Origin of the sequence: Microcoleus sp. ARI1-B5, from assembly GCF_036705795.1 — a bacterium.
In the GTDB taxonomy this organism is placed as follows: domain Bacteria; phylum Cyanobacteriota; class Cyanobacteriia; order Cyanobacteriales; family Microcoleaceae; genus Microcoleus.
This window is the reverse complement of sequence record NZ_JAUBVK010000002.1, coordinates 320682-334746: the sequence shown is the minus strand read 5'-3', so window position 1 is coordinate 334746 and position 14065 is coordinate 320682. Positions and strand designations below refer to the sequence as shown.

The window sequence follows — 14065 nt, the reverse complement described above, 5'->3', positions numbered from 1 at the left end:
CCGACAGTCCGGCGGGGGTTTAAACCCCCGCCTCATAGCAAAAGTCGGTTAAAACCGACTGTGGAATTTGACATAAATTGTCTGCGAAATCCGACTAAAAATGTAAGGAATCTCAGTCCTCTTTTAGAGGACTTTCGCTATGAGACAGGGGTTTTTAACCCCTGTGGGACTCTCGCACAAACGAAATAATTCTGGCGGGCTTTGCGGTTTTTAACCCTTCTCGGACAACTGTCAACTGTCAACTGTCAACTGTCAACTATCGATCGCACTTAACCGGAGTTTGCCAATTGCTGTAAGGTGTCACGTTGCGCGATCGAGCCACCAACCTAATCGTACCATTAGCATCTCGCTCCCATCCTTGAGCCTCCACTAATTCCGTTTCCAAATTATCGCCCGAATTTGCGCCCGAATTGCTGACAATTTCTCTGGGAGTCGGGCGCACACCGCCGCGCCCGACATTCACAAAACTGCTGCGGTTTCCCCGATTGCAAGGGTTTTGGATAATTGCGGTAACTCCCGGCTGCGGGACGGCTATTAAACCGGAACTCGGATCGATATCGGGTGTGTTGATTTCGACGGTGCCGCTGAGATTGGGGTTGGTGCGCGATATCGCGGTAATGTCGCTGCTGGGCAAATCTTGCGGGTCAAATTGAGTTAAATTATTTCCTAATTGAGTTTCTAAATCTTGTCGGCTTGGTGTTTGGAATCCTAAAACAGCTTGAGCGTCGATCGCAATTCTACCGCCCGCTCCTTCAAAAGCGTTAGCGGAAATGTCGCTATTTCTGACGCCGGCAAGTGTATCGGTGTTGATGGTAATATTACCGCCGTTTCCCGGTGCATCGCTCGTTCCTGCGGTTGTGGAAATGCGGCTGCGATCGCGCATCCCAATCGCGCTAGCATTGATGCGGATGTTGCCGCCTTCGCCCACAGCCGTTTCCGCCGTTAAAACGCCTCGATCGAGCAACCGAATTTCGCGCGATCGAATTTCCAAATTTCCCGCGTTACCGCCTCCCAAACGCGCATCAACCGCTGCTTCTGCGCCGTTGCGTACTGTCAGGCGATCGGTAAAAATATTGACGCCCCCGGCATTGCCCGAACCGCGAGTGCGCGCAAACAGTCCGCTGGTGAAGGGTCGATTTGTCTCAGAGTCTACAGTTTCAGAAGTACCGCTCAATTCCACACTTTCTCTAGCATTGACAGTAACATTTCCGCCGCTGCCAATACCGCGAGTGCCTGCCGATATTTGCGCGCCGTCTAATACCCGCAATTGTCGGGTGTTTACAGTCACATTGCCGCCGTTTCCTGTTGCATTTTCCTCATCAACTTGAGTAATTATGCCACTAGGAAAACCATTAGATGAAGTTCCCCTTAGTTCAACCGAATCTCTGGCAGTTACCGTTACAGTTCCTCCCTGACCTGCACCCAAGGTAGAAGATGATATCTGTGCGCCATCTCGAACTATTAATTGTGGGGTCTCAACAGTTAAATTGCCACCGTTTCCCGTTGCTATAGATTCTACTTGTGTCAATATCTTACTTCCCTGTTCGTTGTTACCACTAATTACTATTGACTCGGAAGCATTCACCTGCAAATTTCCTGCTTTCCCCGCGCCAGATGTATTAGTAAATACCTGTGCGCCATCTCGAACAATCAATCTCTTTGTATCAATCCTCAAGTCGCTTCCTGCACCCTCTCCTTCAGTCGAAGAAGACAAACCCGCAAGTAGCCGACTGCTGGGAGTGTAAATTCCAATGACTTCTACCGATTCGGAAGCATTAACAGTAAGATTCCCGGCATTACCCCTGCCGAAAGCAGTTGTTGATACAAAAGCGCCATCAGAGACAAGCAACCTGCCTGTATTTATGGTCAAATTTCCTGCTCTACCGGCACTTCGCGTCTGAGCAAATAAGCCACTAGGTTCGCCATCAGGATCGGGAGTTGTACCGATAGCTTCTATGGATTCAGATACATCAACTCTCACATTACCTCCTCTGCCGTTACCAAATGTAGAAGTAGTTGCCTGTCCGCCATCCCGCAGCAACAAATTGCGCGCCGCAATCTGCAAATTCCCGCCGCTACCTTCGCCGATAGTTTCCAACAAAAAACCGCTGGGTTGACCGTCGGGACTGCCGGTGATTTCGATAGCTTCCGCAGCGGTGACATTGAGATTCCCTCCCGGTTGTGCTTCTCTCGTCAAGCTCAAAACTGCCGAACCTTCCGTCAATCTGATGTTGCGCCCTGCAAGCTGAATGTCCCCGCCCCGCGTCCCGCTGGCATCGACAGTTGCTTTTTGGGACATTTCGATATTGCCGGGGGAGGCAGCAGCCAGAGGCAAAATATCTGAAGTGAGAAGAGATGCGCCGTTAGGAGTTCTCACTTCTGTGCTGCGCGCTGCTAGCAGCGAAATGCGTCCCGCCGGTGCCGTCAAATTGCCGCCTTGCAGTTGGATATCTCCGCCTGCTAACACCAAACTTCTGCCAGTTTCTACGGCAAGTCCAACAACGCTGTTATCTTCCCGAACTATCGCACCTGTTTCTTCATCTGGAATCAAATTTTGACCGGGCCCTCGGACGACAATTGGGTTAGCTGTTCCCAATTGCAAACCGATTGGCACGCTGATGGTTAATAGAGGAGTTGTTTGGGGATTTTTGGCGCTAAATTGCGTGCCGTCAGCAAATATCAAACTGTCAGCAGTGCTTGCCAAAAAAGAACCGCCGATGCTGAGTCGAGCGTTTTCACCAAAAATAATCCCGTTAGGGTTTAGCAGGAATAAATTAGCATTCCCGTTAGCTTTGAGAATGCCGTCAATATTAGAAATTGAGCTGCCAGTGACGCGAGTAATAATATTTTGAACATCTAGAGAGTTGTTGAAAAAAGCTGTACCGCCGGTGGGCACAGAGAATTCTCTAAAACTGTGAAATAAGTTGCTGCCGGCCTTAGTACCGCCGTTGATAATATCCGTATTTTCGCTATTGGTAACGGTGGAATTGATGGGGAGAGTTGTATCTGGGACTATTTGAGCTAATGTTGGGGGAGCGATTAGGTAGCAGAAAGCGAGGGCGGTGAGAAGCTGGACGCGGAAGGGCGATTTGTTCATCGTGGGTTCGGATGTGAAAAACCCAAATATTTTATCATTCTTTTAGCCCGATCGCCAGATATTGCGATCGATCTCTCGATAGCCCGATAGTCCGATAGCCCGATAGTCCGATAGCCCGATAGTCCGATATTTCGATATTTCGACAATTCGATCGTCCGACATTTCGACAATTCGATTGTTCGATCTCTCGACAGCCTCTCGACAGCCCGATAGTCCGACAGGGGTTGAAAACCCCTGTCTCATAGCGAAAGTCCTCTAAAGAGGACTGTGGATTAGTATTTAAGTCGATCTTAATTGACCCAAAAATAGCATTTACCAACACATCTTACAGTCCTCTTCAGAGGACTTTTTCTATGAGGCAGGGAATTAATTCCCTGCCGGACTGTGAGGAAAACGAGTTAGTATTTAAGTTGCAATTAATCCAGCAAAAAACACCATTTTCCAACAAATCTTACAGTCCTCTTCAGAGGACTTTCGCTATGAGGCAGGGAATTAATTCCCTGCCGGACTGTGAGGAAAACGAGTTAGTATTTAAGTCGCAATTAATCCAGCAAAAAACACCATTTTCCAACAAATCTTACAGTCCTCTTCAGAGGACTTTTGCTATGAGGCAGGGAATTAATTCCCTGCCGGACTGTGAGGCAAGCGAGTTAGTATTTAAGTCGCTATTAGATGGTTTTCTATGAACCTTCGGGTGGATTCGGATGCCATCGGGCAGGCCGATCGTCCTCATGAGTAATCTGTTCTAAATGCGAATTTACAGTGTTTTGCAAATGATGTTCCTTTTGATTGAGAACATAAGGGACTGCTTGTTCTAGCTGTCTTTGTCCTAAAGAAAATACTCCATATCCTTCCTGCCAGCCAAATTTATCTGGATTTCGGAAAGTTTGATTGAGATAATGGCTGCTGCTACCTTTAATATTTTTCACAAATTCAGCGATCGATTGTGTCGGAGGAATAGAAACTATTAAATGGATGTGGTTTTCCGTGCCCCCGATCGCGTGGACAATGCTATTGAGACTGTCCGCTTTGCCAGTAATATATGAATAAAGTTCTCTTTCTGTTGCAGGAGATATCAAAGGATGTCGCTCTTTTGTTGCCCAAACTAAATGATAGTACAGCCGCCACATTGCCATAAATATTTTTCTTGATTTTTTAGCTGAGTTTTCAATTATCTTCTCATAAATTCACCGGACTAGCCGATCGGACGATCGCCCGATTTTACCATAGTACCACAGTCAGACAATTCGATCGTCCGACATTTCGACAATCCGATCGTCCGACATTTCGACAATTCGATCGTTCGATCTCTCGACAGCCCGATAGTCCGACAGGGGTTGAAAACCCCTGTTTCATAGCGAAAGTCCTCTAAAGAGGACTGTGGGTTAGTATATAAGTCGTTATTAATTGAGCAAAAAACAGCATTCTCAAACACATCTTAACAGTCCTCTTCAGAGGACTTTCGCTATGAGGCAGGGAATTAATTCCCTGCCGGACTGTGAGGACTGTGGGTTAGTATATAAGTCGCTATTAATCGAGCAAAAAACAGTATTTTCAAACACATCTTAACAGTCCTCTTCAGAGGACTTTTGCTATGAGGCAGGGAATTAATTCCCTGCCGGACTCTGGTGAATTATGCAAAATATCAGTGCAGGTTAATGACTGACTTGGAGGCTGCTCAAACAATCCAGCAGAAATGTCAATATCTGGAGGCTAGATCGGGTTATATCCCCAACTGCGCCTGATTCTGCTTCCCCACGCTAATTGCACAGATGTCTCAGGCTTAACAATAGAATTAGTGGCTGAACTTGTATTGGAAGTGCTCGCAGCTAATATTGGAGAAGCCGTTAAAACAGAGAAAGCAACGGCGGCCAAAAATTGGACGCGCAAGGGCGATTTATTCATTGCAGATTAATGTATGAAAGACAAAAATATGATATCACATTTTAGCTGACTAGAGGCGATTCATATCAAATCCGGGTTAGTCATCCTTTTTATGATTCGGCGATTGAAATCGCTTCTAGACAAACGAAGTCCGCCTTCGCGGACTAAAGAATAAAGGGGGTATTTAAGTCGGATTCGATCAAAATTAATGTTCATGCAGGTTATTGGTGTGGTGGGGCGGGTTTACCAATATTATTTACGGGGATCAAATATTGTTGGCGAACCCGCCCCCACAGGCCATGAAATTTGCGGCGATTTACTTGCGCCCAGCTTTCAATTTCCCCCGCTGTTTCCGCATCCAAATACTGACAGCGCCGAAAACCAAACTGCTGAAAACTAAACTCGGTTCCGGCACAGCTTCAGGTGGATTGGGAAACCCCGGATCGTTACCCGGAGGAACACCTATACCCGGCTTTGTCTCCACCTGAGAAACTGTATAAGGTTGTTTGACTATTACATCAAATACAGCATCATCGAGACTCGGATTGCTGCTAGTAAACCTTCTAGTTATCCTATCTAGGAACACAACATTCGGATCGACATTACCCCCCAAAGCTAGATAGAAAACATCGCTACTAGAAACAGTATTTCCATCAGTAGGTAATAATTCTATTCCCGGATCGGGCGACGGATTTTGTCCTGCTGATTGAGAGCGAACTTGCCACCAATTTAACTGACTTGGAGGTTGCTGAAACAATCCCGCCGGAATGTCAATATCTGGAGGGTCGATCGGGTTATATCCCCAACTGCGCCTGATTCTACTTCCCCACAAGAAATCCAGAGATATCTCTTGCAGGCTGTCCGAGGTTATGGAAATGGAACCGCCTCGAACTGTCTGAATTTCTTGACCGTACAAACCTTGATAGGTTGTTCGCTGAATTTGCCAATTGAAAGTTGTTTGTTCGTCAGCCATTGTTGTTATCTCCCTGTTGGTAATGAGTGAATGTGAAGGAAGAAGGAAGAAGGAAGAAGGAAGACTAATGGTTTGATAAATCAAGCAACTCCTAACCTTCTTAGCGGTTTATCTGCCTTCAAAAAAAGGTTAGATACCCGATAATATTCGGCGGTTGAAACCGCTTCTATACAAACAAAGTCCGCCTGCGCGGACTAATAATAAAGGCAGCCGCAAACCTCTATGTGGTATTAGTCCTCTTCAGAGGACTTTAGCTATGAGACAGGGGTTTAAACCCCTGTCGGACTGTCGGGTTATCCAAATATCAAACTGTCGGACTAAGACAATTTAGCTATCCAAGCATCATCACCTCCCAAATTATTTCCCCCGACATTCCCGGAAGTAACGCCGCCGATATAAACCCCGGCACCGCTAACAGCAATGCCGTTAGAAACATCATCGCCAACTGTTCCCAATTGCTGTTTCCACTGCAATGCACCGTTGACGTTATACTTGGCAACCCAAGCATCATCGCCGCCTGCATAGCTTTCTCCCAATTTGCCACGGGTGCGCCCGGTAATGTAGGCGTTACCGTGAATGTCGGTAGCAACTCCAGTGGAGGAGTCGTAGGCGGATGTTCCTAGCTGGCGCTTCCAATTCAATGCACCATCTGCTGCCTTAAATTGGGCAACCCAAGCATCTGTGCCTCCGTAATAAATGCCACCTAATTGAGAGTTATCATTTTGATAAAAGGCATTCCGCATAGCCTCGAAATCGCCAGTCCATTCATTGACATTCCCGACAAAGCTCTCTCCCAATTTATTCTGGGTGTGTCCCGATAGGTATACATGACCGTTGTTACTAACTGCAACGCCGAAAGCTTCATCTTCCGCAGTCGTCCCTATTTGTTGCTTCCAGATTTGGTTGCCACTGCTGTCATATTTGGCTAACCAGGCATCAGCATCGCCAGCATTTGTTCCTTGCAAATTGCCCTTGGTTTGTCCGGCGATGTAGATACTGCCATCACTGTCAACGGCGACACTTTTAGCCTCGTCCCAGGCAGCCGTTCCTATTTGTTTCACCCACAGCGGGTTGCCGTTGCTGTCGTATTTTGCAACCAAAGCATCGGTATTGATTTCATTGGTTCCCGGTGCAGTAGCCGTAGTGCGGCCGACGATATATATGCTGCCGTCGCTGCTAAGAGAAATTGCACCGTTGGAAATGTCATAATTGGAATTTGGTAATTGACGTTTCCAAATTTGGTTGCCGTTGCTGTCATACTTGGTAATCCAGCCAATACGATCGCTCGTATTGCCGCCTTCTCCATCTGTCCAGCCGATCGCATATACGTTGCCAATATTATCCACAGCAACACCGCTAGCAGCATCATAAGCAGTAGTTCCGACTTGTCGCTTCCAAATTTGCTGTCCCGCGCTGTCATACTTGGATACCCACGCATCATACAGTCCCTGATTGGTGCCAGCTACATTGCCAGAAGTGCGGCCGACGGTGTAAATGTTGTTAGTGCGATCGACTGCGATACCATTCGACGAATCGTAACCACTTGTCGATATCCCCGATTGTCGCTTCCACTCGACTGTTGGATTGTCATTGTCAATAATCGTAACCTCAGCACCTTCATCTTTGGATATCGCATATTGCGAACTTTCCTTGAACAATAAACGCACTAACTCTTTTGATTCCGATTCACTGTCATCAATAGGAAACACGTCAATTGTGACTGACGAAGCACCAGCAGGAATCACAATTTGGTCAGCCAACAACTGGTAATCTATACCATTTTTTGCGCGCGGTTCCCATACAGGCTCTACCCAGTAATCTAATGTTAGAGGGTTAGCTGTACTGCCCGTGCGAGTAATGGTAAATCGACCCGGATCGCCGTATTCAGAAGCTGTGTTATCTGTAGCTACGATCGACACAGTTGGTTTGTCATCATTATCCCAAATTACGGTCTTTACTACCCCACTATCCCACACTTTGTAGTTATCGTTGGGAGTTAGTGTAAGTATAGCGGTTTCTTGCCCTTCCACTAACGTATCGTCGATCGCTTTCAATATCAAAGAAGCATCTTGCTGGCCGGCAGGAATAGTAGTGCCTCCGTACTTATTTTGAACAATGATTATGCTTCCAGACTGAGGTTCGTAATTGTAATCTGTACCCTCAGTAGCAGTTCCAGTTAGCGAGAAGTTTACCGTCAAATCTTTGGCTAAACTACCGATGCGCCGGAATGTCACAGAACCCGTATTCCCGGATTCAGAGGCATAGTTATTCTCCTGGTAATTGCCAATTTTCCCAGAATACCATTCTGCAAAAAGTTTAACTTCAGGTGTTTCATTGTCCCAAAGTTTCACCGTGCCACTATTAGCTACTCCAATTTGGTAAGAATTATCTGTCTTTAAGTGCATTCCGACTTGTTCGGGCCATTCAGCAATCGTGTCTTCAATAGTTTGGATGGGGATTTTGACAGAAGATTGACCTGCTGGAATCGTAACACGGCCACTTAAAGAGTTGTAATCACTGCCATTAATTGCTTCTGGGTACGACCAATTATTAGCTCCTTTCATCACGTAATTCACTGTCAGCGGCAATTTAGTATTCCCAGTGCGAGTAATAGTAAACTCGCCCGGATCTTCCCCTTCGGTAGCATTGGCATCAGTCGCCACCAGTGAAACCGTCGGTTTAGTCCCAAAAAGATTCAATTGCCAAGAATTCCAAGTACCTATTTCTTTTGTCACCTCATCCGAAACTTTCAGCTTCCAATCTCCCACCGATGACTCTCCCCAATTGCGGGCAGAAGTAAACACCCATTTGCTGTAATTGTCGCCGTTATCATTGTTTGGTTTAGCCAAAATCGATTCCGTACCGTCGGGAGAAATTAGCGTGACATTCAAATCTCCCCGGAAAGTATGAGTCGCATCAAACATCACCTCCGCCCATTCCACAGTGATATTTTCATCGAATCTAATTGTCCGTTCCACTCCTGTCTCGGTACCGTCAGGAATCGCCGCATTCACCGATATTTCTGGAGAACGAAGGGCAATTTCCGTACCGACAGGCGTCCATGTTTTAGCTTTAGCAACGGCGGCGGCTGCATCAACTGCGCCAAATCCATATTTATGATTGATATTGTAGCCAGCCGCATTTTTCTGCCAGTCAGAATCGAAGGCATCATTTTGTTTCGCCGTGTTGACTAAAATGTGCTGCACATCTCGCCTTGTCAACGTCGGATTTGCTTCTAAGATCAAAGCAATTTCCCCGGAAACTAAAGGCGCAGCCGAAGAAGTACCGCCAGCATTGTAAGTATAATTCCCGGAACTTTGACCGTCCGCACCCATCAAATCCGTAGTAACAACACCGTTGGTGCTGATATTAATTCCCCAATTATTAAGCGTGCCAACTTGTCCTGTTTCGTCATCAGTAATTTCTAACTTCCAAATGCCGTTGGGATTTTCACCTGCAAAATTCGATAGCGGTTGTTCCGGCCGGAAACCGTAGCTGCTGCTAAAAGGTGCAATTCCCTCAGTAATGGATTTTTCTGCACTGTCATACAGCAAAGTATTTTGGAAGTTGCGGCCGCTTCCACCAACATCGGTAAATAGTTCTACTCTTTTACCGGATGGACTCAGGAGAAACACATCTAAATCGCTGTTGCGATTGTGTTGAATATCCAAACGGACAGATAAATCAGTTATGACTCCCGGTATGTTGGTAAAGGTGAGGTTAGAGATAACTTGCGCGTTATCGGGAATTGGTAATTTAGCCTTGCTATCATTCAAGGCAAAATTCTCAAAACGCCCTTTTGAGTAAGCTGATACTAAGATTGGCGCGCCTTCTTCGCTGTAGGATGTTTGTTCGCCGTTGTGGTCGATCGCAGCAACGGCGATCGCGTGACGGGAATTCGCAAAACTGTTAAAATTAACATTGCTCTCAAGCTGCTTGTCATTCCCCGCACCAAATACAAAATTACTGCCAAATCCATCTCGACCTTTGGTAGCCCCCATTTCCAATTCATATTCCGCCATCGGCAATGCCAAAAATGGTTGGTTGGCTTTCCAACTGTTGTTGTAAATGTCAATATCATTCCTGAGATAAGACAAAGCATCCGCAATATTTGTGTCATTTACCTTCCCAGCAATCAATCGCAAACCAGCTAAAGATGCTTCCGGTGCAACACCGCTAATTCCCAAGTTATTATTGCCTGTCGCGGCGGCAATTCCGGCTATTGCCGTCCCGTGGGGATTGTTAGGATTTGGCATCGGATCTTTGTCGTAAACGCCGTTACTGATCTCATTAAAATCGCGGCTCAAATCTGCCCGATACCTGTCTTGCAAATCCGGGTGAGTGTGCTGCAAACCGTCATCGACAATCCCGATGACAACTCCTTTCCCCTTCGCAGTATCCCAAGCTTTGGTAACATTAGCATCCGCGCCGGGAGTGCCGCCAGTTTGTCCGGTATTTTGCAAGTTCCACTGTTGCTTAAATAACGTATCGTTGGGTATGGATTGCGGCTTGAGTTCGATCGCAACTAGCGGATAAGCAAATTCAACACCGTTGAGATTGTCCAATCGAGTTTTTACTTGTTCTGGCGCAACATCTGCGGGCAATTCCCAGATATAAGTGTTGGGGATGTGTCCCGTCGCACCCAGATTTTTTGCTTCAAATAAATTCGCAAAATCTTCAGGAGATTTCCCCGCAGTAACGCCGACTACCCACTGTTTAGTTTCGGCCAAAGCTTCCGGTTCGTAGTTGTCCAGAACTTCGGCTCTTTGGACGCTGTAATTTACGCGATCGGACAGCGATTTGGCAATAGTATTGTTATCGCCTTTGAAATCTACTTCCGATTTAGCGTACTTAACTAAGTCTCCGCCAAAATCAGTTTTTGTCCAGTCGCGATCGGGTGCGATCGCCCCAGCCAACAAAGGAGCCTTCGCAGTCGCTCCCGTGACCTTAAACGTGATATCGTTATAATCGCGGTCTGTCCAGATGTCTGCCCGCAAATCCTCCATCGCAAAGGTACTGCCATCGCCAGTAACATCGGCAATTTGCCTCAGCGAAAACTCATCGTTAGGATTCGCCGTCCCTAAGGAGAATAAAGGCCGCAAGTTACCGCCCAGAGTGGGATTTTGCCATACCTGCTGCACGGTTCCGTTGGGAACTAACATCACAGCAAATTCGTCACCCGACTTCATGGCAAAGGATTTGATTCCTTGATAATTCCCTTTGTTGTAATTATCCTCGTAACTGACTTTGCCGCTAAATCTTGCACCTTCAGTTAAATCATTGATGACGACATAACCTTCAGCCGAATTGCTGGCTGCGCGACGCGCCGCTTCTTTGATAAAATCATCTTGACGGTCGAACAGATTCATGCCTTGGATGTTGAAAATGCCCAGTTCTCCTTGATAGTCGCCACCGTCAAATAGATAATCAAATTTGACTAAGCCATTGGGATTATTGACTTTGAAAACACCAGTATCAAAGGTGAGCTTCCACAGCTTTGGTGCAGGATATACAATTGGCATAACTGCTGTCTCTACGCCTTTTTCTACCTCCGGATTCTCGGCATTTTTAACGAGCTTTTCATTGATTACTTTCTCTCTTGCTCCTCCCTCTGCGCTCTCTGCGCTCTCTGCGGTTAAAACTTCTTTTTCACTAACAACCGGCTCAGATTTAACTTCAGGGGCGATCGACTTTTCAACCAATTTCTCAACAACCGGCTCAGATTTGACGGATGGCGCGATCGACTTTTCAACCAATTTCTCAACCACAGGCTCAGATTTGACGGATGGCGCGATCGACTTGGACTCAACCTCAGATTCAGTCTTGGTTTCAGGTGCGATCGACTTTTCAACAATCGCAGTTTCAGTCTTAGTTTCAAGCGCGATCGACTTGGACTCAACCTCAGATTCAGTCTTGGTTTCAGGTGCGATGGAATTTTCAACAATCGCAGTTTCAGGTAGGGTTTCAGGCGCGATCCACTTGGAATCAAACTTCTCAACAATCGCAGTTTCAGGTAGGGTTTCAAGGGCGATCGACTTTTCAACAACCTCAGATTCAGTCTTGGTTTCAGGTGCGATCGACTTGGACTCAACCTCAGATTCAGTCTTGGTTTCAGGTGCGATCGCGCCCGAATCCAATTTCTCAGCAGATGCAGGTTGAGTTTCAAGCGCGATCGCGCCCGAATCCACTTTCTCAATAATCGGCTCTGATTTGACGGATGGCGCGATCGACTTGGAATCCAATTTCTCAACAACCGGCTCTGATTTGACGGATGGCGCGATCGACTTGGACTCCAATTGCTCAACCGCAGATGCAAGTTGAGTCTCAGGCGCGATCGACTGGGAATCCAATTTCTCAACAACCGGCTCCGATTTAACTTCCGGCGCCATCGACTTTTCAGCCAATTTCTCAACAACCGGCTCCGATTTAACTTCCGGCGCGATCGACTTTTCAGCCAATTTCTCAACAACCGGCTCTGATTTGACGGATGGCGCGATCGACTTGGAGTCTAATTTCTCCACAATCGGCTCCGATTTAACGGATGGCGCGATCGACTTTTCAGCCAATTTCTCAACAACCGGCTCTGATTTGACGGATGGCGCGATCGACTTGGAATCCAATTTCTCGCTACTTTTGGGATCGATAGTGCTAGAAATTGATTGCGATTTATCACTCGCAACAGGATTAATCAGTGGATCTCTCTCGACATCCGCTTTTTTCCCGCCAAGGACAACATCTGCGATCGAATTCGCATCAACTACTTTGATACCTGTCAGCAAATCAATATCAGTTGGAGGACTTGCATCAGGTTCTTTTTTCCGAAAATCAATCCCAACCCCAATATCAACAGCGTTTGGAATTGACAAAAATTTATCTTTAACAGACTCGTCTGAAGCAATATCTATACTGCTTGTGAAAATTTCTTCCTTTTCAGTGCCGGCAGTGCCGCCAATGCCAGGAGAATACATAACATTTAATGAGGTTGACGGCAGCTTATTTTGAGAAATAGCGGCAATTGATTCCCCTCCAATCGCAAATCCCGCCTTGATTTCAACACCCTCGATCGCATCCTGTGGCATATTCTTAAAGACTCCAACCCAAAAATAAATGTAACAACCAATACATTTGAACCTGAAGCAGCGGAAATTCGGGTTTGAGATCGAACTCTCACCCAGCTCGCTTCCCCTGCATTTATCTCAGGCACCCTCCCCAAGTTTTATGCAAAAATTGCCGAAACTTTACAAAAGTTTACAATAAATGGGGGATTCCCTACCGGATAGCTACCATTTGAGAAGGCTTCACGCAGCGGGCCCAGGGATATCGGCGTGCACGGGGCGATCGAGGTAGTGGGCCAGGACTTACCAGAAAGAATTGATTGAAAGCCCCAAGCCTTTGAGGGAGAAATTAAAATCAGACTATTCATTACTCCAATCCTCTTCCTTCTAGGTAGAGGTCGCCCTCAAGCAGTCAACTGTCAACCCTTCGACTTCGCTCGGGGGGCAAGCTGTCAACCCCTCGGCTTCGCTCGGGGCAAGCTGTCAACTGTCAACTGAACCACAGCTTCTGCTGTAGGGGGCAATCCCCCGCGTGGATTGGCGTCAACAAACACGTCAAACGTAGTGCCAGACTGCTGTTTTCGGCATCCAACTGCAAGTTTTGGGGGTGGCTAAACTGCGATTCAACATGATTTGTAAATTCTTCAAAGCATCAGTCAGATCCCGTACATACCCTAAAATTCTCAACCCATTATGCGGGGATTTCAGTGTGGGTAAATTTTTCAATAATTGCTTTTTATGTGCGATATCTTTGGTTGTAAATTAAGTTGGAACCATCAAATTTAACTAGCTCTATCACTGGGAGCAAAGTATGGCAAGCCTCGTGGTAGAGATCGGCTAAGTCGATATTTTGGGCGGTGACAAGTTGGCAGCGGTATATTTCAGTTTTGCTGTTTACTTGAGTTGCGATCGCACCAGCAATTTTCCCGAATATAGGTACTTGTACGCAGCACAAAAATGTTGTTAATCCTGCCAATAAAAACCCAATTTTCCACTTTTTTATACTCATCTTTGTTAATTGTGGCACGGGCATCCCGCCCGGGAAATATCGGCGGT

Annotated in this window: 6 protein-coding genes; 1 reads left to right on the top strand and 5 read right to left on the bottom strand. The window is 46.5% G+C overall.

Annotation, left to right across the window (positions count from 1 at the left end; translation table 11 throughout):
• Positions 1–256: 256 nt before the first annotated feature.
• Positions 257–3097 carry an S-layer family protein gene (locus QUB63_RS04290; RefSeq protein WP_332943562.1) on the bottom strand — a complete coding sequence of 947 codons (2841 nt, stop codon included), beginning with the start codon at positions 3095–3097 and terminating at the stop codon, positions 257–259.
• Between the two features lie 353 nt (positions 3098–3450).
• Between QUB63_RS04290 and QUB63_RS04285 the strand changes: the two genes are divergently transcribed.
• Entirely contained in the window at positions 3451–3783 is a 333-nt protein-coding gene (locus QUB63_RS04285) for a hypothetical protein (RefSeq protein WP_332943561.1), read from the top strand.
• Here the strand turns inward: QUB63_RS04285 and tnpA are convergent.
• From tnpA to QUB63_RS04265, 4 genes are all read right to left on the bottom strand, one after another.
• Positions 3778–4233: an IS200/IS605 family transposase gene (gene tnpA, locus QUB63_RS04280; protein WP_332943560.1), complete on the bottom strand. Its 456-nt coding sequence runs from the start codon at positions 4231–4233 to the stop codon at positions 3778–3780. The genes QUB63_RS04285 and tnpA overlap by 6 nt on opposite strands.
• A gap of 1064 nt (positions 4234–5297) precedes the next feature.
• Positions 5298–5954: a hypothetical protein gene (locus QUB63_RS04275; protein ID WP_332943559.1), complete on the bottom strand. Its 657-nt coding sequence runs from the start codon at positions 5952–5954 to the stop codon at positions 5298–5300.
• A 317-nt stretch (positions 5955–6271) separates the two neighbouring features.
• Positions 6272–13033: a S8 family serine peptidase gene (locus QUB63_RS04270; protein WP_332943558.1), complete on the bottom strand. Its 6762-nt coding sequence runs from the start codon at positions 13031–13033 to the stop codon at positions 6272–6274.
• Between the two features lie 712 nt (positions 13034–13745).
• Positions 13746–14018: a hypothetical protein gene (locus tag QUB63_RS04265; RefSeq protein WP_332943557.1), complete on the bottom strand. Its 273-nt coding sequence runs from the start codon at positions 14016–14018 to the stop codon at positions 13746–13748.
• Positions 14019–14065 lie beyond the last annotated feature (47 nt).